The sequence below is a fragment of the Agromyces binzhouensis genome (genome assembly GCF_004135055.1).
In the GTDB taxonomy this organism is placed as follows: Bacteria; Actinomycetota; Actinomycetes; order Actinomycetales; family Microbacteriaceae; genus Agromyces; species Agromyces binzhouensis.
On the sequence record NZ_SDPL01000002.1, the window covers coordinates 27,659 to 47,656 of the forward strand.

26 protein-coding genes and 2 tRNA genes are annotated in these 19,998 nt (G+C 66.5%); 11 read left to right on the plus strand and 17 right to left on the minus strand.

What is annotated here, in order from left to right; translation table 11 throughout:
* Positions 1 to 23: 23 nt before the first annotated feature.
* Complete coding sequence (locus ESO86_RS00415; RefSeq protein WP_129232929.1) at positions 24 to 227, minus strand: helix-turn-helix transcriptional regulator; 204 nt, start codon at positions 225 to 227, stop codon at positions 24 to 26.
* 104 nt (positions 228 to 331) lie between these two features.
* Here ESO86_RS00415 and ESO86_RS00420 point away from each other — a divergent pair, with 104 nt between their 5' ends.
* Entirely contained in the window at positions 332 to 907 is a 576-nt protein-coding gene (locus ESO86_RS00420) for a helix-turn-helix domain-containing protein (RefSeq protein WP_129232930.1), read from the plus strand.
* A 147-nt stretch (positions 908 to 1,054) separates the two neighbouring features.
* On the opposite strand, the gene ESO86_RS00425 is transcribed toward ESO86_RS00420, so the two are convergent.
* From ESO86_RS00425 to ESO86_RS00435, 3 genes are all read right to left on the minus strand, one after another.
* Positions 1,055 to 1,795 carry a S41 family peptidase gene (locus ESO86_RS00425; protein ID WP_165307171.1) on the minus strand — a complete coding sequence of 247 codons (741 nt, stop codon included), beginning with the start codon at positions 1,793 to 1,795 and terminating at the stop codon, positions 1,055 to 1,057.
* A gap of 386 nt (positions 1,796 to 2,181) precedes the next feature.
* Positions 2,182 to 3,156 carry a hypothetical protein gene (locus tag ESO86_RS00430; RefSeq protein ID WP_129232932.1) on the minus strand — a complete coding sequence of 325 codons (975 nt, stop codon included), beginning with the start codon at positions 3,154 to 3,156 and terminating at the stop codon, positions 2,182 to 2,184.
* Positions 3,138 to 3,653 (minus strand): RNA polymerase sigma factor, encoded by a 516-nt coding sequence (locus tag ESO86_RS00435; protein WP_129232933.1) that lies wholly within the window; start codon positions 3,651 to 3,653, stop codon positions 3,138 to 3,140. The genes ESO86_RS00430 and ESO86_RS00435 overlap by 19 nt, the downstream gene beginning before the upstream one ends.
* 247 nt (positions 3,654 to 3,900) lie before the next feature.
* On the opposite strand from ESO86_RS00435, the gene ESO86_RS20050 reads away from it, so the two are divergent.
* A complete protein-coding gene (locus ESO86_RS20050) occupies positions 3,901 to 4,035 on the plus strand; it encodes a hypothetical protein (protein ID WP_277985207.1) in 135 nt (44 codons plus the stop codon).
* A 50-nt stretch (positions 4,036 to 4,085) separates the two neighbouring features.
* Positions 4,086 to 4,859 carry a hypothetical protein gene (locus ESO86_RS00440; RefSeq protein ID WP_129232934.1) on the plus strand — a complete coding sequence of 258 codons (774 nt, stop codon included), beginning with the start codon at positions 4,086 to 4,088 and terminating at the stop codon, positions 4,857 to 4,859.
* 701 nt (positions 4,860 to 5,560) lie between these two features.
* Here the strand turns inward: ESO86_RS00440 and ESO86_RS00445 are convergent.
* Positions 5,561 to 5,977: a hypothetical protein gene (locus tag ESO86_RS00445; RefSeq protein WP_129232935.1), complete on the minus strand. Its 417-nt coding sequence runs from the start codon at positions 5,975 to 5,977 to the stop codon at positions 5,561 to 5,563.
* 169 nt (positions 5,978 to 6,146) lie between these two features.
* Between ESO86_RS00445 and ESO86_RS00450 the strand changes: the two genes are divergently transcribed.
* A complete protein-coding gene (locus ESO86_RS00450) occupies positions 6,147 to 6,863 on the plus strand; it encodes a hypothetical protein (RefSeq protein WP_129232936.1) in 717 nt (238 codons plus the stop codon).
* A 93-nt stretch (positions 6,864 to 6,956) separates the two neighbouring features.
* Here ESO86_RS00450 and ESO86_RS00455 read toward each other — a convergent pair whose 3' ends face one another.
* The 3 genes from ESO86_RS00455 to ESO86_RS00465 form a co-directional block, all read right to left on the minus strand.
* Complete coding sequence (locus tag ESO86_RS00455; protein ID WP_129232937.1) at positions 6,957 to 7,322, minus strand: hypothetical protein; 366 nt, start codon at positions 7,320 to 7,322, stop codon at positions 6,957 to 6,959.
* Between the two features lie 34 nt (positions 7,323 to 7,356).
* Positions 7,357 to 7,650 (minus strand): hypothetical protein, encoded by a 294-nt coding sequence (locus ESO86_RS00460; RefSeq protein ID WP_129232938.1) that lies wholly within the window; start codon positions 7,648 to 7,650, stop codon positions 7,357 to 7,359.
* A 147-nt stretch (positions 7,651 to 7,797) separates the two neighbouring features.
* A complete protein-coding gene (locus tag ESO86_RS00465; RefSeq protein ID WP_242492128.1) occupies positions 7,798 to 8,391 on the minus strand; it encodes a class I SAM-dependent methyltransferase in 594 nt (197 codons plus the stop codon).
* 739 nt (positions 8,392 to 9,130) lie between these two features.
* On the opposite strand from ESO86_RS00465, the gene ESO86_RS18485 reads away from it, so the two are divergent.
* The 3 genes from ESO86_RS18485 to ESO86_RS00480 all read left to right on the plus strand — a co-directional run bounded on the left by ESO86_RS18485 (position 9,131) and on the right by ESO86_RS00480 (position 10,221).
* Positions 9,131 to 9,349, plus strand: a complete 219-nt coding sequence (locus ESO86_RS18485; RefSeq protein WP_165307175.1) for a hypothetical protein — start codon at positions 9,131 to 9,133, stop codon at positions 9,347 to 9,349.
* A gap of 252 nt (positions 9,350 to 9,601) precedes the next feature.
* Positions 9,602 to 9,814, plus strand: coding sequence for a histone-like nucleoid-structuring protein Lsr2 (locus ESO86_RS00475; protein ID WP_129232939.1), 213 nt, complete (start codon positions 9,602 to 9,604; stop codon positions 9,812 to 9,814).
* A gap of 98 nt (positions 9,815 to 9,912) precedes the next feature.
* A complete protein-coding gene (locus ESO86_RS00480; protein WP_129232940.1) occupies positions 9,913 to 10,221 on the plus strand; it encodes a hypothetical protein in 309 nt (102 codons plus the stop codon).
* Between the two features lie 68 nt (positions 10,222 to 10,289).
* Here ESO86_RS00480 and ESO86_RS00485 read toward each other — a convergent pair whose 3' ends face one another.
* Both ESO86_RS00485 and ESO86_RS00490 read right to left on the minus strand, forming a co-directional pair.
* A complete protein-coding gene (locus ESO86_RS00485) occupies positions 10,290 to 11,405 on the minus strand; it encodes a CHAT domain-containing protein (protein ID WP_129232941.1) in 1,116 nt (371 codons plus the stop codon).
* A gap of 67 nt (positions 11,406 to 11,472) precedes the next feature.
* Positions 11,473 to 11,880 (minus strand): hypothetical protein, encoded by a 408-nt coding sequence (locus ESO86_RS00490; protein WP_129232942.1) that lies wholly within the window; start codon positions 11,878 to 11,880, stop codon positions 11,473 to 11,475.
* A 174-nt stretch (positions 11,881 to 12,054) separates the two neighbouring features.
* Here ESO86_RS00490 and ESO86_RS00495 point away from each other — a divergent pair, with 174 nt between their 5' ends.
* The 3 genes from ESO86_RS00495 to ESO86_RS00505 all read left to right on the plus strand — a co-directional run bounded on the left by ESO86_RS00495 (position 12,055) and on the right by ESO86_RS00505 (position 13,806).
* Positions 12,055 to 12,648 (plus strand): hypothetical protein, encoded by a 594-nt coding sequence (locus ESO86_RS00495; RefSeq protein ID WP_129232943.1) that lies wholly within the window; start codon positions 12,055 to 12,057, stop codon positions 12,646 to 12,648.
* A gap of 106 nt (positions 12,649 to 12,754) precedes the next feature.
* Positions 12,755 to 13,306: an RNA polymerase sigma factor gene (locus ESO86_RS00500; protein WP_129232944.1), complete on the plus strand. Its 552-nt coding sequence runs from the start codon at positions 12,755 to 12,757 to the stop codon at positions 13,304 to 13,306.
* Positions 13,306 to 13,806 (plus strand): hypothetical protein, encoded by a 501-nt coding sequence (locus ESO86_RS00505; protein ID WP_129232945.1) that lies wholly within the window; start codon positions 13,306 to 13,308, stop codon positions 13,804 to 13,806. Before ESO86_RS00500 ends, ESO86_RS00505 begins: the two co-directional genes overlap by 1 nt.
* A gap of 190 nt (positions 13,807 to 13,996) precedes the next feature.
* Here ESO86_RS00505 and ESO86_RS00510 read toward each other — a convergent pair whose 3' ends face one another.
* The 4 genes from ESO86_RS00510 to ESO86_RS00525 form a co-directional block, all read right to left on the minus strand.
* A complete protein-coding gene (locus tag ESO86_RS00510) occupies positions 13,997 to 14,704 on the minus strand; it encodes a hypothetical protein (RefSeq protein ID WP_129232946.1) in 708 nt (235 codons plus the stop codon).
* A 65-nt stretch (positions 14,705 to 14,769) separates the two neighbouring features.
* Entirely contained in the window at positions 14,770 to 15,102 is a 333-nt protein-coding gene (locus tag ESO86_RS00515; RefSeq protein WP_207206960.1) for a PadR family transcriptional regulator, read from the minus strand.
* A 439-nt stretch (positions 15,103 to 15,541) separates the two neighbouring features.
* Positions 15,542 to 15,742: a hypothetical protein gene (locus ESO86_RS00520; protein ID WP_129232948.1), complete on the minus strand. Its 201-nt coding sequence runs from the start codon at positions 15,740 to 15,742 to the stop codon at positions 15,542 to 15,544.
* Between the two features lie 382 nt (positions 15,743 to 16,124).
* Positions 16,125 to 16,373, minus strand: coding sequence for a hypothetical protein (locus ESO86_RS00525; RefSeq protein ID WP_129232949.1), 249 nt, complete (start codon positions 16,371 to 16,373; stop codon positions 16,125 to 16,127).
* A 551-nt stretch (positions 16,374 to 16,924) separates the two neighbouring features.
* On the opposite strand from ESO86_RS00525, the gene ESO86_RS00530 reads away from it, so the two are divergent.
* Complete coding sequence (locus ESO86_RS00530) at positions 16,925 to 18,025, plus strand: tyrosine-type recombinase/integrase (RefSeq protein WP_129232950.1); 1,101 nt, start codon at positions 16,925 to 16,927, stop codon at positions 18,023 to 18,025.
* Between the two features lie 68 nt (positions 18,026 to 18,093).
* On the opposite strand, the gene ESO86_RS00535 is transcribed toward ESO86_RS00530, so the two are convergent.
* From ESO86_RS00535 to ESO86_RS00545, 3 genes are all read right to left on the minus strand, one after another.
* Positions 18,094 to 18,182 (minus strand) — tRNA-Ser (locus tag ESO86_RS00535).
* A 102-nt stretch (positions 18,183 to 18,284) separates the two neighbouring features.
* Positions 18,285 to 19,589: an LCP family protein gene (locus ESO86_RS00540; protein WP_242492129.1), complete on the minus strand. Its 1,305-nt coding sequence runs from the start codon at positions 19,587 to 19,589 to the stop codon at positions 18,285 to 18,287.
* Positions 19,590 to 19,641: 52 nt separating this feature from the next.
* A tRNA-Ser gene (locus ESO86_RS00545) sits at positions 19,642 to 19,726 on the minus strand.
* Positions 19,727 to 19,998: the final 272 nt, after the last annotated feature.

The window sequence follows — 19,998 nt, forward strand, 5'->3', positions numbered from 1 at the left end:
CGACCCCCACGCCGCCGAACCGGTCAGGCGTAGGACTCCGCGCCGGTCCGCATCCGCGCCGTGGACTCGACCCACTCGATCACCTCGTGCCGCTTGTACAGCACCGTCCGCTTCGTCGGCTTGTAGAACCGCGGCCCCTGCCCCGTGTACCGCAGCTGCGCCAACGCACCCACCGACAGCCCGGTGATCTCCGCGACCGTCTCCGGCTGAATGAATTCCTTCTCCATCACGCTCCCCTTCAAAATGACAACCCAGTCACTCTGTGGTTGTCACAGTCACGGTAGCGCGTTCACCTTCGGCGCGACAACCCTGAACGCGGTAGCCTGTCGAAATGACGGACTACCGGGCAGAGCCGAGCATCGGAGCCCGCATCCGCGCCGCCCGCCGCCAACGCGGCTACCGCACCACCCGCGACCTCGCCGAAGCCCTCACCGGAACCAAGATCACCGAATCCGTGCTCGAGAACATCGAATCCGGACGCAAAGCCGACCTCACCCTCGGCCAGTTCCTCTCGATCGCCTACGCGCTTCGCATCGCCCCGAGCTACCTGCTCGCACGCATGGTCGAACCCAACGCACCGCTCGACCTGCAGAACCTCAGCGAGGACCTCGCCTCACTGACCACGCTCGAGTTCGACGCATGGCTCTCAGGTTCGACCGCTGGCGCGCACCGTCCGGGATCAGCGACCGAGCGGCAAGAACGCCACGACCTCGACCTCCTCCGCGAGCTCGCCGCTACGCAACGCGAGATCAGCCGACAAGAAGTTATTCAGGCACTCGACCAGGACGGCACCGAAAGTGAGGCCCCGCCAGCGTCGACAGCCACTCGCCTGGCAGTGCTTCGACTGCGCGAAGAGGAACTGACTCAACTGCTCAAGTCATCCGGGATTGGTTCCGACTCCAGCTAGCTTCCGACAGAGTTGTGAACGCGGCAACCATCCCTCGAGCGCCACCGCGGGTGGACCGTCATCATGACCGCGGCGGCGACCATCGCAGCCACCATGAAATGGGCCATACTCCCGCTCCCCTGACGGGACGAGGCGCCGGCTATGCAATCAGGAGTTGGGGCAGTGGTCGGCCACCCATTCTCGGGCCGCCGACTGTGCTGACCCATCGGCGGGATCGACCTCGCGGTCGGGCGCCAACGGGCCTTCGTAGAAGTTGCCTTCTCGATCTCCCATCACGGCGAACGAGAGCGTGACGGCTGCGCCGTCGGGAAGCTCGAAACCGTCGTTCACTGTCGTGAACCCAGCGGTGGCGGAGCCGAACGTGGCCACGTCCTCCTGCCCGGTGAACGCGATGATCACCGACTCCCCGGCGCTCGCGGTTGCGCCGCTCTGAACGATGCCGATCGGCCGGCTCGGAAGCTTGGTCGTCTCGGCCGGCAGCTCGCCCCAGACTTCATCTCCCCACGAGCCGGTATTGGCATGTACCACGACGTCGCTCGTGGAGCCGTCCCGCTCCCGGAACACCTCGACCACGCCGTCATCGAGCAACGGACTCAATGCCACGAGCATCACCCGCAGGTCGCCCCCGGTGTTGGCGCTCACGTCGACGACCCATCCGCAGGTGGACCGTGCCCGTTCCGATGTGAAGATCTCCGCTGCCGCCTCGAGATACAGGTCCGCCTCGTCCTGGTGCGCGCTGGAAAACCCGGGCACCACAACCGTCGCGACCGAGCCGTCGTAACTCACCGTCGGAACCGGCACGTGACCCGACGGATACGGCTGCTCCCACGCCGCGACATCTGCCGGTGTCGAGAAGAAGCTGTGGGCACCACCCGCGAGCTTCGTCAAGGACGAGAGAAGCCGGTAGGTGCCGGGGATGTTCTTCGCCGAGTAGAGATCCGGGAGCGACTCGGTGACAGCCGCGTCCCACTCCGGAGAATCCGCGTAGAGCCCTTCATCAAGGCCCGCGATGGCCTAATCGACGTAGTCACGCACGCCCACCTCATCGGACGGGGCGCAACCGCTCACGGTCAGCGCCAGCGACGCTGCTAGCCCGAACAGCGCTCCACGCCGAACGTGCCCTGCTCTCACACCAATCCGCCCTCAGTCTGCTCGGCTGGTCGCAACTCCGTCAGCCAAGACTGACACGCTGACCCACTAACCGTGCCAGATGCCCGCGGCGCGCGCACGATCCCTCGCGACGTCCGTTGTGGCTGCTGATCGAGTGCCGCTCGTCAGTTGTCAGGTTGCGTCGTTTCCCAGGCTGTGTAGCTGACGACCGCGGGTGCTTGGATGTCGGTGCGGTCGTTTCCCACGTAGGTGGTCTCAAAGGAGAGGATGCCCAGTCCGGTGTCGGAGATGATGATCCGTTCGACGTACTCTCCTGGGGCTCGGCTGTCGGTGGTGAAGGAGACCCCGGTCCGTCCGAGCCGGTCGGTCACACGCCCTTCGACCTCGAGGTCGGGCAGGGTGGCGAGGAACTCGAGTACCGCCCGGGTCTGCGCACCGGTCAGAGCGCGCTCACCGAGCAGGTCACGCACGAGGTTCAGGTAATCCCCGGTAGTCGGGTCGGGCACCACCGAGCCGGCCTGCAGGAACTCGGGGTAGGCGGCAGCATCCGTCGGAGGTTCGGCGAACACGTACGGGAACTCACCGGGTCGGAAGTCCTGCTCCCAGATCAGCTCCCCGACCTGGTACCCGTCGACCTGGATCTTGTTGCCGTAGGAGTCGTAGGGTTCGCCGCGGCGCACCTCGATCCGAGAGCCCTCCGGCCGGTGCTCGACGACGCGGACCTCGGGTTCGACGGCGACCGACTGCACCACGCCTTCGTCCCCGATGGTCAGCGCGAGGGCCCAGGACTGGAACCGGATCGACTCGGCCGCCGGGGTATTGGGCAGTTCCTCGCTGAGACGCATGAGCAGGTCCTTCGACGTCCCCTCAACCGGAGTGACCGTGAGCAGTGGCGGGGTCGTGGTCGCGTACACCGGTGCCGGCTGCGCCGTGAGCATCCCGACCGCGACGGTTAGGAGCACCGCGATCGCGGCGGCGACGGAGAGGTAGATCGGTGACCGCCGCGGGCGCCGCGCCTGCACACGGCCGGTCATGATGTGCTGCATGGTCGAGGCTGCCGCCGGGGTGAGCGGGTCGCCGCGGCGGGGCAGGGCCGGGCGGGCCTGCTCGAGGCGTCTGGTCAGTTCGAACTCGTCCACGACACCTCCTCCGTGTTCGTTGCGTCCTCGCCGAGGGTGTCCTGTAGCTTCTTCCGGGCCCGATGCAACCGCACCCGCAGCGTCGCCGTCGTGCAGCCGAGGATCCGGGCGATCTCCTCCCGTGAGAGGTCCTCCCAGTACGCCATCCAGATCAACTCACGATCCGCCTGATCCAACCGGTTCACCGCGGCCCGAACATCCAGCACCGCATCCGAGACCCCCTCCACCGGAGCGGGATGGTGTCGGCCCGCCCGTTCGACCCGCCTCTGGTGTCGGGTACGGCTCCGGTACTGGTTGCCCACCACGTTGCGGAGCGTGACGTACAACCACTCGATCGTGAACACGTGGTCGGCCGCGCCCCGCCGCCGCCATGCCTGCGCGAACACCTCCGCGGCCGCGTCCTCAGCATCGGACACGTCGCTCAACCGGTTGAACGCAGCCGCCACGATCACCGGATGATACGTACGGAACAACTCCTCGAACGCGCCCTCAACCATGCCGACCCGACATCGACACGGCAGCGGAGAACACCCTCACATTCTCAACTGTTTCCAGACGACCGCTGAGCGTTACCGGCTCGCCTCACCTCGTCCGACCGAGCGAACGAACCAGCCAGATGGCGACCGTCCTCCGCGTAACGCGCGGTGGCCGCCCGGAAACATCCCGAGTAGGACCCACCGCGGCGTCCCGCTTCGGCAGCCTGCAAGAACGCATCGCGCCGGAGCCGACTCGGAACGAGATGACATGACTCCCTACGACCCGACCCTGCCCGATTCGAACCGAGCTACCGCTGATCCATCCGCCGTCGTGATGACGTCGGTGGTCTCGATCGACATCACCGCGTACCTGCCGTCCGCCGAGGATGAGCCGACCGCATGATGCCGATCCAGATGGTTGATCCGGTGGCGCGGCTCCGCCAGCATTCGTGCATGACCCGACCCTCCCGTCCCGCGCCCGCCGGCGTGCGCCGCAGCGTCCGAACCGCGCTCGTCGCGACATCCGCCCTCGCCGTCATCACGCTCACCGCCTGCGCCGCATCCGCGCCGCCCGACGACCCCGACCCCACCCCGGATGCCGCTGCGGAGACCTCGCTCGTGCTGATCCCGATGCCCGACCTCGATCCGGTCCCAGACCCCGCGCCGCCCCTCACCGAGACGGAGTCCGAAGCGGCCCGCCTGGCCGACGCCGACGCGCAGTGGACAGCGCTCCTCATGACCTACCCCGACGCCGTGCGCCCCGCCGATCCGTTCGCGGGGTACATCACCGAAGCCGATCGACTCGACGTGCGGCGGGACTGCTACGACGCGGAAGGCCTGGCGATCGAGGAGGGCTTCGCCGCCACCGATCCCGATGGACCGGCGATCAGCATCAGCGCACAGCCCCAGGACGAGGTCGAGGCGATCGCCGCGTGGACCTGCGAAGCGACGCACCCGATCGAGCGGACCGCGGCCGGACCGACGGAGGCCGAACTGGGTTGGATCTACGACTACCTCGTCGCCTACAGCGCACCGTGCCTCGAAGCGAACGGCATCGACAACCCGCCGCCCGCTCCGCGCGACGAATGGGTGGGCAAGTGGCCCGACTACGTCTGGTTCCCGAGCACCGGGACCGCACCCATCGAGCCGGAGCGGGAGCAGGCGCTGTTCGAACTCTGCCTCGACGTCGACACGAAGATGGCCGAGCTCCGCGCCGCACGAGGCTGAGTCGACGGCGCTCACTTCCGAGCGGGGAGGAAGCGAGATCCGAAGCGACGAGGTTCGTCGACAGTCGACACAGTCGTGATTAGTCCGTGTGCCCCTCCTTGGGGCTGCCGCCTGATCGGACGCGTCAGCGAGAGTGATCTCCATGAGGCGGTGGGTGCGGCGTGTGGCACGGCGTCGACGGCTCCACGCGGAGGTGTTCCTCGACGACCGGACGGGATCGCTGATCCGGGTCGCGTGCGAGTGTCCTCGCGCTAGGGACCACCGGTACCAGCGACCGGACCAAGCGCGCTCCCGGCCCATGGTGACGTACGTCGGCGGATGAGGTTAGAAAGCTACTCGTGGGCCGGATCGTTCTGGAGTCGGAGCGCGACCCACAGGCCGCAGCGTCGGCAGCAGTCGTGGTCGGGATCGCCATCCTTGGCGGGCTCGTTTGGATCCTGATGGTCCGGGACCGTCGACACTCTCAAGGCTCTGACTTCGCCGCGGACTCATCGCACGCTGAGGCGCAGGCCCGCGCGTACGGTGCCGGTGTTGCCCGCGACGCCGGCAAGGGTGCCATCCCTTGATCTGACGTCTGATCTGACGTCGCTGTTCTCGGCATCGAGCACGATGATGCTTGGCCCATGCGATCGGCGATGCACGGACGACCCCTCAGTGCGAGGATCCGGTTGGTCTTCGGGACCGATCGGCGGCGACGTGGGCTATCCGCGGGCGAACACGTTGGTCGCGACTTCGCGGTGCAGCTCGGGCGCCGGAGCACCATCGGGCCGGACGATATACCCACCACTGGGGCCGCCTACGCCGAACTCGGCGCTGCCACCACCACAGCCAATGACCCAGTCCGTAGCGTTCGGGTAGACCGCGAGGCAGACAGTCCCCGGCTCCTTGCCCTTGGCCAGGAAGAGCATGTTGCCGTCGTGTTCGCCAACGAACCGGCTGCTCAATGGCTCCAATTCGTCGTCAGCGTAGTCGGGGAGGTCTGCTGGGAGCGCGTCGGCGACCACGGCATCACGCTCCAAGACGGCGAAGCCTGATCCCGAGTCGATGCATCCTGTCAGCACGAGGACAACGAGCAGCGAGGTGCCGGCGAGCGAGGCGATCTTGCAGGGCGATGCCATGGCCGAATGCTCCCACGTCAGCGCCTGCCACGTCGAACGAGACGCCGACCGCTGCCCATCCCCAACTGCGAACCCGCGGATCAGCGGTTCTCTGCCCAGATCCGGCCTCGGTCGGAGTATTCGGGAGCGCCGCCGGTTCGCCCGCCGCGGCGGTGTCTAGGGTGGGGTCGTGCCAAGCGAGCCGGATGATGCAGACCAGATATTCGCAGTGCTCGCGACGTCCGATGCCCCAGCGTCGCCGGCAAGCCCGCCGCGACCAGCGTCCACTTGGCGGCGCCGTGCGGCTGTGACGCTCAGGGTCATCGCCGCGGTCGCAGCCATCGTGACGGTGTCGATCGGCGTGTTCGCCTACGCGCAGCTCCTGTCCATCGCCGAATCCGACCTTCACCTGCTCACGATGATCGTCGGTGACTGGTACCCGACGCTGCTCGACCTGGCCATCCTCAGCATGGGTCTGGGCGTGGCTGCCCTGGTCGGCGCAGCCATCCTCGCCCCGTCCCGACCGAAGAAGTCGGGCGGACCGAAGGCAATAGTCGCCGCCGCGATCGTGATCGCTCTGGTGGCCATCTCCTTGATCCCGACCGTCCTGTTCTCCGGCGGCCAGTTGCTGATGCGGACGTCGTACACGGTGCTCCCGGGTGAGAGTGAGGGTGGATGCCGCATCGTGGTGAGCGAGAGCTCCACGCTGCTCGATGGTTCCGGTAGCGCCGGGGTCCTCCGGCCCGGGACCGTGGTCGTGGATTGGATCCGTGACTTCAGCGCGCAGAGCCCCGGGAAGCGATTCGCTCAGGGGCGGTACACGCTCACCTGGGATGGGGAGACCGCAGACCTGCAGGCGGACGGACTCACTTGGAGGCCGTTCGCTCCGCTCACCTGCACCGGGTGACGACTCATCGACCACGACGGCTGCCCCCGCCCGGCACAGCGCGCCCCAGAGCCTCGGTCGGCTCGCCAAGGCACTCAACGCACGCACGATCCTTCAGTGAGCCGTCGGGGTGGGCGGTGCGTCCGAACCGTTCTTCTGCGCATCCGCAAGATGGATGGTGATCGATCGGCCTTGGATTTCCTCGGTCGGCGCGTCGACGGTTACTGACGTCCCCGTGGTCGCGTCGAGCGGCCAGTCGATGCGGGGCGTGGCCCGGTTCAGGTAATCCAACTCATACGTCGAGAGCGCAGAGCGTCCTGGATCGACGGGCTGGTGTGAGGGTCGAGCCGGCCTCAGCGTCCGGAGCACGAATCCTGCGGCGATCAGCACCCAGAAACCGGACACGATCCACACGTGGACACCCGGAGCAACGACCAACGCGACGGCCCAGCCGACGAGCCCCGCTCCCAGGGCGAGCACGACCAATAGCTTCCTCATCGACGGTGCTCGCGCTTCAAGCGTCCTGGGGCGGTGGGAACCGCCAACGTCGCGGGCGATCCGAGATCCCATCACCGCGCAGCCGCCTGTCGATGTAGACCATCACCAGCCCGCCCGCGATCAATGCGGCGCCCAGCGGAGCGAGCACGGTCCGAGCGATCGCCACCACGATCTCGAGCACGCCGATGGCCGAAAGCCACTCCGTCGTGTTCGGCGCCCACCAGGCATTCAGCGCGAGCGGTGCAGTGGCAACCAAGATGCCGCCAGCCAGCGCGACGCCCACGCCGGCCCAGATCACGGTCTTGGGCATCGACTCGACGCTCATGCAACTCCCTCGCCACGAAGACACGTGCCCGCAACGCTACCGAACGGGGAGGCTGTCAGGCGATCGGCTGACACTGCGACAGACGGGATCCCCGAGTGAACGCGTGGGAATCGCATCGAGGTGCAGGCAGATTTACCGATTGAGGCTCTGCCGGCAGAGGATCGCACCCACGGGCCGGTGTCCCTGTCCGGTCCTCCGATAGGTCTCCAGGATTTCGAAGTCGTACGCCTCGAGGATCGATTGCAGGTCCGTGACCGGCCACCGGTACGCGAGCGTGACGGCGTGATCGAACTCCTCGATCGTTGAGCCGTCGAAGAAGCCGAGCACGAGGGCTCCACCCGGACGCAGCACACGCGCGAATTCCGCGATCGGCACGGCGATGCGCGACGGATGATGGTGGATCGTCGAGAACCAGGAGAGCACGCCCCCGAAGTAGTCGTCGGGCTGCTCGAGCCTGTCGATGCTGCCGAGATCGAATCGGATCACCGGGAAGGATGAGCGAGCGTGCTCGATGAAGGCAGGAACGAGATCGATGCCGCGCACGTCGACGCCACGGTCAGCGATGTACTTCGTCCAGTGTCCGGGTCCGCAGCCGGCATCCAGCACCGGCCCGCTCACCATCTCGGTCCAGCTGTCGATGAGCTGTCGATCTGCCGCGTGGACCGCATCCATCGAACCGAGAAGGTCGGTGTACTCCGCAGCCCGCAGGGAGTACGCCTCGGTCACGCACAAGGGTGAACGCCGACGACCACTCGATCTCGATGCTGATCGAGCATCCTGGCACGCGCCGCCAGCAGGGCGCGGCCAGCTATGTAGAGGGACGGGAAGGGGGCTTTCGAGCAAGTAGACACCGCGGCTCCATGTCGTGAAACAGGAACGACCGCGGGTGACAGCGGTACTTTGTCGCGGAGTCTATCGATCCACGGCATCACGTGCCCCAAGTCGTTATCTCGCCAACCCTGTCCGGTTTCCCGCGGGCCTCAGGCGAGCAATCTGGTGCGAACGATCGTAGCGCTCGTATCCGTCCATCGTCGACCGGGATCGGGCGATCGTGCTCGGACCACGACATCAGTACAGGATGGCGGGCCTAAAGGAGCCCCGCGCGCTCGAGCATGGGCGTCAATCTGACCGCCGCGAACTCTGGGATCCTCGGATTCACGTCCAGGTCGTCCGCCTTCCACTCGTTGCACCAGCGGTGCGCCGTTCGGAGGTTCGCGATGTCGTCTCCACCGCCCCACGCGACGGCAGAATGGTGATCTAGAACCGGATATGTGTCATCGATCGGGTGCGCGTTCGGGTCGGTCGGCAGCTGGCAAATCTGGCACACGTATCCGTCGCGTTCCAGAACCGCTGGGCGGTGCCGCTGGTACGACGTAGAACGTCTCATCTGTGACGGCGCTCGGTGCTTCGGAGTCATGTCATCGCCACGAGCTATGCGGCATGGCCGGCACTGGCAGCAGACCTGATGGGCGTACTCGGCACCGAACCTCTTTCGGCACTTCTCGTGGTCCGCAAGGAACCCCTCGATAGCCTCATCGGCGATCCGACTGTACAGCCGGTGGTCTGGGTGCTGAACACCGCACCGGACGCACCAACCCTTCCGCATCAACAGGTGCATGACTCGGCAACTGTCCTGGCAATAGACCCGGACTCGCTGATGGGTCTCAAACGTCATCTCGCATGAACGGCAGACCCTCCTGTACGAGACAGGGGCGGAAGGCATAGACGTCAGGGTATCCGGCGGCAGAGCAGAACGGACGACGCGGGACCAATCCTCACTGGGATTGTTGGCGCCAATTGGCGGCGCTCTGTTGCCGCGACAGCCGAAGACACCCGAGCTGATCGAATCCTTCACGCGGTTAGGGCTCCACTGGCACGAGCCCAGCTAGGCTGCAACTCGGGTTGGACCCGCGCCCAGCGAGAGAGGAACCCCGCATTGGCCAAGAGGACCGTCATCACGCTCATCGATGACATCGACGGCACGGACGCAGCCGAGACCATCGCCTTCACCATCGACGGCGCCAGCTACGAAATCGACCTCTCGGCTGACAACGCGGCCACGTTCCGCGCCGCGCTCGAGCTCTACTCCATGGCCGCTCGCAGAACCAGCGGCCGTTCCCCTCGAGCAACTCGCCGAGCTACAAAGTAGGCACCCACCCAGCGCGGCGCGCAGACGATCCTCTCGCGGGCACTGCGCGCAAGGGGGCAGAGCGTGCACCGTAGTTCACGACACACGATGATGGGCAAATGGATGCTGCGACTCGACAAACCGCCCAGACCATCATCGACTTCTACGCCGGCTTCGCCGCGACCGACGACGAGGCGGAGCAACGTGCCGCGTTCGCGGCTTCAATGGCGGCGTTGAACCAGGGCGATGCGCTGATCGCGACGATGGACGCGGACGGCGAGCTAACGCTCGATTTCACCCGCCTTCTGCTGGCGACGGGAGTGGCGCTTCAGTGGCTGATGGAGCGCCTTCAATCCGCCACAGGCGAGTCGTCGGAAGCACTCACTTTCGAGCTTCGGACGTTCATCGACGGCCTCGCCGACGACTGACGGCTCGCCCGTCTGATCCCTATCCGGGCGCTGTCCGTTGGTGAGGCGCTCAACGCACCCGTCCGTCGCTATGCCAAGGTGTTTGCTGGCGGAAGAACGAGGACCACGGCCGCTGGGTCCAAGCCCACTGCCGCGTAGAGTTGGGGCAAGTCAGCGTCGGGCGTGCCTTGCAACAGCAGAGCCGCCTTGGCGATGTGATGGGACGCCTGGATTGATTGGCCATCGGCCAGCGAGGCGTAGAACCGAGCGGCGTAAGCAATCGCGTCGCCATCCGCGATGGAGTCAGCGTGTCCGATCGCGAAGGACGCGATACCTCCGACCAGTTGTCGTGCCTGAGGTGCCGAGGAGCACGCGTTCAACACGACTAGAAGAGGTGGTTCGTCGACGGCGCGCAGCGCCGCCGCAAGGGTATCGGCAGCTACCACGGCCCCGGTATTGGTCTCATCCGTGTCTTGCTCGAACACGATTACAGCGCTGTTGCCGTGACCGGAGAAGTGCACAATATGTGGACGCCCCTGAGTCAGTCCGTTGAGCAGATCGTCGCCGGTGGCGGCGGGACGGAGATCGAGACTGATGGACTCGCGGCCCGACGCGAATTGAACGGCATCCTTGATCCGCTTCTGCTCACGGGCTACGCGAAGATCTCCTTCACCGGAGGAGGCGAGCATCAGCAGCCGTAACTTCTCTTGTCGTGGATGGCGAAGGACTGCGAGCTGGCGCTCGTGGTCATCGATCTGAGCCGCAAGCTGCGCGTGCAGTCGAGCCGTGGCGCGAGCATCTTCCGCGGCCCGGCGCTCACGCTCCCGCTCAGCCTGCGTTGCTTGCTGGAGGCGCTTCCTTTCCTCAGCCTCACGCTTGCGCTCTGCTGTCTTTCGTTCAGACGCCTCCGCGTCTGCGAGCCGCTTAGCCAGTGCCGTCTCCTCCTTGAGATATGCGGCAGCCTTCGCCTGCCAGTTGGCCGACTCTTTGGCAGCGGTGTTCGCCTCGCCCTCATGGCGAGCGGCGTCTCGTAACTTCATCCGGGCATTGGATTCAGACTTCGTCCCCGAGGCAGCAGCGCGCTCGCGCGTCGCCATGGCTCGCTTGTCAGCCTCCTTGGTTCGTGCGGCGGCTGACCTTTTCTCCGCGTCCAGTCGCTGGGCACGCTTGCGCTCGAGCTGGGCGCGATAGACCGAGGAACTCATGCGCCGAACCTACCTGGGACCTGCGACGCTATCTTTCGAAGCTCCGCCGATTACACGAACGGATCCCTTAGTGATGGCGCGGATCCGGGGTGTCGGCCGCAGGGGCGAACTCGGGAGCTTGCCGAGGGAATGGGCGCGCCGTGATGACGGTCGCGATGGCCCCCGCGACGGTGACGAGCAGAAACGGCAAGGCGAGCCACGAATCTGGCTCAAAGATCAGCTGCTGGATTCCGATGAGCCCGGCCGAGGCAACGAGAAGTGCCTCCCACCAGTAGGACCCCATCCACCACCCGATAGCCGCCAGGGCGACGAATCCGATCGTGCTCGCCCATGCCCACGGGGTCGCGGCAATGATCCGCTTGTTCGCTTCAGCCGTTCGCTCGAAGTGACCCATCTCGAAGATGGCGTTCCCAGCGATGCCGACGTTAATCAGGACCGCCAGCAGCCACGAGGCGAGGGCGGCAAGGCCGGCCACGCCCAACGCGTCCGCAGAAGGTCCCCGGTGGTCGGCGCCCAGATGCGATCGCTGCTGCCAAGCCCCCACCCTCCGTTGCGTCACCCTATGGCACACCCGCGCAGCGTGCCCGCGAAGCCCACGAGCGATCCCTCAGCGAGCACTTCAGGCTCGGCCGCATGCCAGACTTCCGCCATGCATCTCGACGGTCGCGTTGTCGGCCAAGCGCTCGCCAGTCGGCTCCGTCCCGTCCTGTTGGAACACGGGTTCCATCGATTTCACGGACGGAACGCTTGGCGCCGCTCTGATTTCACGGTCGGATTGATCTCGTTTCCTTCCATGAACGCGTATGTCGCTGCCGGCGTTGGCTGCACGACGTACTCGTTCAGCGGCGCGGCCGGCGTCTACTACCCGGCCCTGGATCATGGTGCACCCGTCGAGTGGCCGCGGGATTACCAGCTGACCTTCCGTGGGGTGCTGGGGAAGACAATCCGCCAGCCGTACTTCCATCCGTCCGGGATCAGTGACGGTAGTGATCGAGCTGATGTCTGGCACGTGCTGGAGGACGGAAGCAATCTCGAAGTGGTCGTCGAGGACGCCGTCGAAACCGTGCTGGCGCAGGCTGTGCCGTTCATCGACCGTCTCGACGATCCGCGTCAGGCGATGCAGTCGCTGCTTCACGAAGAGGGACGAAACCCGGGGTTCGGCAGCCTCGGACTCCTGTCGGCAGGTCGCGGTTCAGAGCAGCACACTCAGGACGTCGACCGGCTCAGGGCACTACTCGGATGAGTTGATTTGCACTCAAACGATCCCTCAGCGCGACCGCGCCCGATGCAAGTTTGAGACGGTTTCTCCTGGCCGGACATCCATCATTAGGTGATCCGACAGGAGTGGAATGGCTGACGATGCGGAGCTGTTGAGGCGGGCGCGTGAGGGCGACATGCGTGCGCTGTCGGCGCTCTACGAGCAGTACTGCCGAGTGGTGTTCGCGCGCGCCTTCCTTGAAACGGGTTCGCGCGCCGACGCTGAAGAGCTCATGCAGGATGTGTTCCTGCTGCTGTGGAAGAAGCGACGGAAGATCCAGTTCGCCGGAACCTCGGCCCTGCCATGGTTGCTCGTGTGTACGCGGCACCTGTCCGCCAATCGCCGCCGACACAATCACCGACGCACGACCCAGGCGCTGCCTGCCGACCTGCGGACCGGCGCGGATTCCGAGCCCGAAGCCAAGGCGGTTCGCGCACAGCTCATGGCCCGCATCGATGCGTCGGTCGCGCGACTCGAACCCATCGACCAAGAGATCCTGCGTCTGTGCGCCGTCGAAGGACTCACATACCAAGAAGCGGCCGACGCACTCGGCATCAGCCATGGCTCGGTCCGCAATCGGCTGGGCCGGGCCCGGGCAGTGCTGCGCGCGGATGCTGCTGCGTACACGGAAGGGGGAAGCTGATGCGATCCATCGAACCGACCGAACAAGAGTTCGCCGCGCTCGGGCAGGCGCTGCTGGCGCGTGCCGCGACCGAGGATCGGCGACGCACACTGCAGCGGCGGGCCACGATCGCGGGCGCGATCGGGCTGGTCGGCATCGCCGGAATGGGGGCCGCATGGGCTGCACTGGCCAACCCCGTCCTGAGGGACAGCGCCGCGTACTGCTACAGCGAACCGGACCAGAACTCCGCGTTCGTTACGGTCGGGGCACCCGACGCCGAAGCACCCGACGGCACCACCCGCCAACAGGAAGCCGAGGCAGTCGATATGTGCGCGGCGGTGTGGCGGATCGGCGCCGTCGGCCCCCACGCCACTCAACCGCCTGTCGACGGGATCGAGTACGAGGTCCCAACGCTCGAGGCATGCCTCCGCCTGGACGGTGTGACCGCGGTGTTCCCGAACGAGCAACGCGAAGCACACGAGCCGTTCTGCCGGCGACTCGGCCTCGCCCCGACCGACTGAACAGGACACAGAACGTGGATGATCCCGCTGCAGAGCCGCCCGCCGCCTCACCTCGAGTTCCGGCTCCGGTCGACCTCACCGCCTACCTGCCGGACCCCGCCGACGAACCTAGCTGCTGACAGCACCGCCGCCCGGCAGCCGGCCCGCCGGCGACGCACAGATGATCCCTCAGCGAGACCGTCGAGCGGTCTTACGGCGTCTTCGCTTGCGGCTCGAGTCTGCGGGCGTGTCGGGCTGCGATCGCGATTACCGCGATGACGGCGACGAGCACTGCGACCTGCGCGATCGCGATGCCGATGTCGGCCCCGGGGATCGGCAGGGCTGCCGCGGCGATGTCGCCGATCAGCATGTAGCTGAACAGCGCGAGGAGCGCACTGAGTGAGATGCCGGTGGCGAGGGGCGTGCGCCAGGGCAGCGCGGCGATCACGCCGAAGCCGACGATCAGCACCGTCGTGGGCAAGCTCGGTCCGAGCCAGCCGAACAGGGCCGCCAGTAGGGAGAGGCAGAGCTGGGTAGCGACGGTGCCGAGTGCGATCCAGCGGGCGGCAGCGTTGCGCCCGGTGGCTGCCGCGGCAAGCGCCACGACGAAGAGCCCGGCGACGATCACAGTCGGATTGCTGAAGGGTCCCAACGCTCCCGGGTAGACCACGCCGGGCGACCAGGTGATCACCGACACGTCGAACAGCAGGAACGCGACCGCGAGCACCAGCGGGACGATTACGGCAGCCCGCCGGCCCTCTGCCACGCCGAACCGGTGCCGCAGGCCACCGATGGCCAGCGCGAACCGGTCGCCGAGCCGTGGGCGGGCGTCGCCGCGCGCGTCGGCCTGGTCGAGCAGGATGCCAACGACCACCGCCTCATGCTCGGCACGCCACTCGGCGGGGTACCACCGCAGCATCCGCCGGTATCGTTCCGCCCGCCCCGTCTCGTCCATTCGTCCACTTCCGTTCATGCCAGCTGCGTTCACTGCGCTGTTGCCGATCTCAAGCCCAACCGGATCCGGGCAAGTCGCGCGGCGGTCTCCATGCGTTCCAGCTCAGCCGCGACGGCCTGCTCGCCGAGCTCAGTGATGCGGAAGTACCGGCGAAGCCGACCGTCGACCGCTTCGTCACCGTCCGCGGCCACGAGCCCCTCCCGCTGCAGACGCTCAAGGACCGCGTACAACGTCGCCACCTTCAACTCCACGCGCCCGTCCGAGGCGTCGCGGACCTCGCGGATCAGCGCGTAACCGTGCCGGCGTCCGCCGCTCAGGGAAACCAGCGTCCAGAACGTCGGCTCCCGCATCTCAGACCTCATGACAGCGAGAATACTCAACTAGATGGAATATTAGAAGCCTGCCCCTGAACCGACAGGCGATCCCTCAGCGCACAGGAGCGCCGCTCGGAGGCGCCGCCCTCGATGCGGTGGTGATCCTAGAAGCCGGTGACTAGCAGCGTGAAGACGGCTCCGGCGACACCGAGCGCGATGAGCACTCCCATCGCGGTCCGACCAGCCCACGCGGGCATCGTGACGCGAACCACGCTCGCAGCCAAGGCAGTGAACCCGACGATCATGGCCCAGACGGCGGCTGTGCCAGGTCGAAGGGAAAGTGGCGGGCACACCTGAACTCCGTTGCAGGCTTGGGGCCACTGTCCGATGAAGAGGATCAAGAGGCACAGGGCAGCCCCGATCACGAGGGGCCGGATGGCTCTGGGAAGTGCAGGCGCTGGCCGAGTGGGCTCGAGGTCAGAACGGGTCATGGCTGATCCTTATCCACCCGGGCCGCGCCCTGCCATGGCTCCGCGATGGTCGTTGCCAAATCGATCCGCTTCTGCTCGCTGCGTTTCGTGACTCCGTTGCCCTCCAGCTGCGTCGCCTGCACTTCGACCGAGCGCTGGCCTCGATACTGCTCGACGCGCCAGAGAGCCTCACGTCGACGCCCGAAGAAGTTAGCCACCGGAACATCTTGCAGCACGTCCCACAGCGATCCACCGCTCTCAGGACTCGACTACGCGGGCAGGAAGATCAGGGACTGGAGCCCGGGTATACCCCAACCTGGATCGTGGTGGGCACCCAGGTGGGCGCTGCGGTCCTTGCGATCGGAGTAGTCGCGCTCATCGCTGTGTGGATCATCGCTCTGCGACAACGAGCGAAAGGCTAGCGAGAAACCGCTGAGCATGATCTGCCGGCGGCGGGCCCAGCTGAGGCGGGCTGGCCGCCGGCAGATTCTCGGTCAGGGTCATCCCAGCACGGCCCGCCGCGGACCTGCCGCGAATCGGGCACCAGGTTTCGTCTAGCAGATCCGAATCCGCGACGCCCCACCATTTTGGAGACATGCCCTAGTCCTGTTGCCGCCACGCCGCTAGCAGCTCCGTGAACTGGCGCAAGTTGATCTCGCTCGCGCGTGCATCGTCGAGCTCATCCTCGACCGTCGCTGTTGAGCGATCCGCGTCCACCAGAACATTGAATGTGTTGTAGGTGAAATAGCGGCACCCGCTTCTCGCTTGCTCAATCGCAGTCAGCAACTCGATTCGAATGTGTTCATTCAGCTCACTCGCGAGGAACTCGTGCAGAGGCGTGCCGGACATGAGTGGAGCCCCCTCAAGTGTCAGAGTCAGTCGAGATCGACGCTAAGCCAAATCGAGCGTGGGGTGCACGAGCCGGGTCCCTGAACCGCGATCGTCTTGGGCGCCCGGTAGCCGGTCCATTATCGCCGCTGGCAGTTCGCTCATTCAGGTGAGACGAATCCGGCATCTGTGCTTCCCGATAGACCCGCCCGATGCCGCGCCCGAGGAGGGTAGGCCAGCTGCGACGCCTCGGCTTTGCGCGATCAACCTGCGGGACAGCAGGTCATGGATGCTACTCGTCCCGTCATTGCTCACGTTTTTCCCGCAAGCGGACGTCACGGCGATGACGCCGTTCTGATCACATTGCCCATCTCCACCGCGCATCGATTGGCCTCGAATGCGTGAGCCGCCTCCCCCTGCGGCGCTAACTGAAAATGGGAAGGTCGGCTTGGCAAGGGCCGGCTCGCCGGAGGTCCGCGAGTTCCACACGGACGATCGGCTCAGCGTCCGAGCGCGGACCTAGCATGGGGCCTGCAGGCCTTGGTCAACGCATTTCGGGAGGACGGAGAGAAATGGCAAGCATCGAGGCGTACTCCACCAAGGCGGGCAAGAGGTACCGAGTTCGGTATCGGAAGCCAGACCATAGTGCAGGCGCAAAGCGTGGCTTCCGGACGAAACGCGAGGCAGAGCTGTACCTCGCGTCAATCGAGGTCTCGAAGGCACGCGGCGAGTTCGTCGAAGTATCCGCGTCGCGCGCGACGATCGCTGAGCTGGGCGCTGCCTGGCTGGCCACGCAAACGCATCTGAAGCCCTCGACGCACCGCGTCGTAGCTGACGCCTGGCGGCTACGCGTCGAGCCGAGATGGGGAAGATACCCCGTCTCTGCGATCCAACACAGCGAGGTCCAGGGTTGGGTGGCTGAGCTTTCTGGCGCCCGCTCGCCAACAGTGGTGATCCGGACCTTCGGTGTACTCGCCGCAATCTTGGATGTGGCTGTGCGTGACAGACGTATCCTGTCGAACCCGGCGCGCGGCGTCACGTTGCCTCGGAAGCAACGAAAGCGACACGTCTACCTCTCTCACGCGCAGGTCCACCGACTTGCAAGCGAGGCGGGGCCGCGGAGGGCCCTCGTCTTGGCCCTCTCCTATACCGGCCTTCGCTGGGGTGAGATCGCAGCGTTGCGAATCCGGAGTGTTGACTTCGAGCGTCGTCGGATCGACGTCAGCGAGAATGCAGTCGAGGTTGATGGCGTGATCCACCTCGGAACACCAAAGACACACAAGAGTCGCTCAGTTCCGTTACCGAGATTCCTGCATCCTCACCTGCTCGATCAGGCAGGAGGACGCCCTCCCGAGGACCTCCTCTTCCCTGGACCGAACGGCGAGCATATGCGCAGGACACGCACGAGCACAGGTTCCAAGTCGTGGTTCAAGACAGCGCTACGAAACGCCGAGCTCGAGCCGATGACAATTCACGACCTTCGGCATACAGCTGCCTCGCTAGCCGTGAGCGCCGGCGCCAACGTCAAGGCGGTCCAGCGCATGCTCGGGCATGCCTCCGCGGCCATGACCCTCGACGTCTACAGCGACCTGTTCGACGATGACCTCGACGCCGTTTCAGACCGTCTCGATCAGGCTGTGGCCGCTGCGGATGTGTCCAATTTGTGTCCGTAGGCGAGCCCTGCATAACGACAGAGTCCCAACTCGCCCGGAATTGCGGGGCGGTTGGGACTCTTCAGGAGCGGAGACGGCGGGATTTGAACCCGCGGTCCCCTTACGGGGACTCCACCTTAGCAGGGTGGTGCACTCGACCGGACTATGCGACGTCTCCTCGTGAACGCCCGAAGGCGAACGCGACTGCCATCATAACCGGCATCCCGCCGAAAACACGATTCGACCGGTGCGGATGCCGGAGCGTGCGCTGCGCGCGGGGCTACTGGTCGGCGAGCGTGCGGCCGGCCGAGCAGCGGGTCTCGGCGGCGGTCTGACCCGTGACGTCGCTCGGCAGCGCCTGCTGCGTCGGCTCCGGGGGCGTCGTCTCGGCGGGAGCGTCGGTCGTCGGCTCCTCGGCGGGCGTCTCCTCCGTCGGCGTCTCGGCGACGGGCTGCTCGGCCGGGTTCGCGTTCGGGTCGCCCGTCGAGGTGAAGGTCGCCTCCTCACCCGCGTTCGGGTCGAACACGACCGGGGTGTCGTTCTGGAGTGCGAGGTTGACCACCTCGGCCGACTCGGTGGGCGCCACGCCGCCGTCGACGTAGCCGGTCGGGTACTGGACGAACGCGATCTTCGAGAGGTCGGTGTCCTTCAGCGCCTTCGCGATCGAGACCATGCGGGTCGGGTCGTTCAGGCTGTCGGAGAGCTGCATGTTCGCGAGGGCGGCCTTCGCGATGCCGTAGAGCTTCACGGGGTCGGTGTACGTGCCGTCGCTCTGCAGCTTGCGCGCGAGCGCCGACAGGAACACCTGCTGGTTCGAGATGCGGCCGAGGTCGGAGCCGTCGCCGACGCCGTGCCGGGTGCGGAGGAACTGCAGGGCGTCGATGCCGGCGAGGGTGTGCGTACCGGGATCGAGGAACATGCCGGTGTACTCGTCCTCGATGGGCTCGGCCACGCACACGTCGACGCCGCCCACGGCCTCGGAGAGGCCGGCGACGCCCATGAACTGCACGACCCCCGCGAACGGGATCGTCACGCCCGTGAGCTGCTCGACCGTCTTCACGACGCACGGCACGCCGCCGTAGGAGAGCACCGTGTTGATCTTGACGTCGTACTGCTCCCAGAGCTCGTCGCCGGACTCGGGGTCGGTGCACCCGGCGGGAACGTCGATGAACATGTCGCGGGGGAAGCTGATGACCTCGACGTGCGAGTGGTCCTCCGAGATGTGCATGAGCATCGTCACGTCGTTGAGGACCGCGGTCTCCTCGTCGGGATCGCCGAACCCCGTACCCTGGCCCGCGCGGCTGTCGCTGCCGATGACGAGCAGGTTCACGCCGCCCTCGATCGCACCGACGTCGGGCACGCCGTCGAGCACCTCCTCGTTGCCGAGCGTGACCGTCGGCTTCGCCGTCGCGGCGAGGTCGAACGCGGCGTAGGCCGCGACGGCCGCGCCGGAGGTGAGGACCACTGCGACGACCGAGGCCAGCGCCTTCGTGACCGTCGCCCAGACGCCGTTGCGCCGGAGGCGCCCGTGGCGAGTGCTCGAGGCGGCGTCGGGTTGCGAGGGAGGCTGCGGGGGGCGGCTCACTCGGTCTCCTCTCGGGGTCTCGGTCGGGCTCTGGGGCAAGGGTTGATCTCGGCGGAGGGCGTGGGATTCGAACCCACGAGGCATTGCTGCCCACTGGTTTTCAAGACCAGCTCCATCGGCCGCTCGGACAGCCCTCCTCGCCCGGCACACCGCCGGACCGCGCTTCCGCGGCACGTCGATGGGCTGGACAGGCCCCGATTCTAGCCGAACCGTATTCCCAACAGGTTTCCACGTCGCGGCTGTGAGCGTGCTGAACCACCCGCGCGGATACTCGCGCGAAATGCCGGATCAGCCCGAATTCGCCGCCGCGCAGCGCACGTCGGCCGCGGTCTGCCCGCTCACGTCGCCGGGCAGCGCCTCGGCCGGCGGCTCCGTACTCGGGGCCGGTGTCGCCGTCCCCGACGGCGCG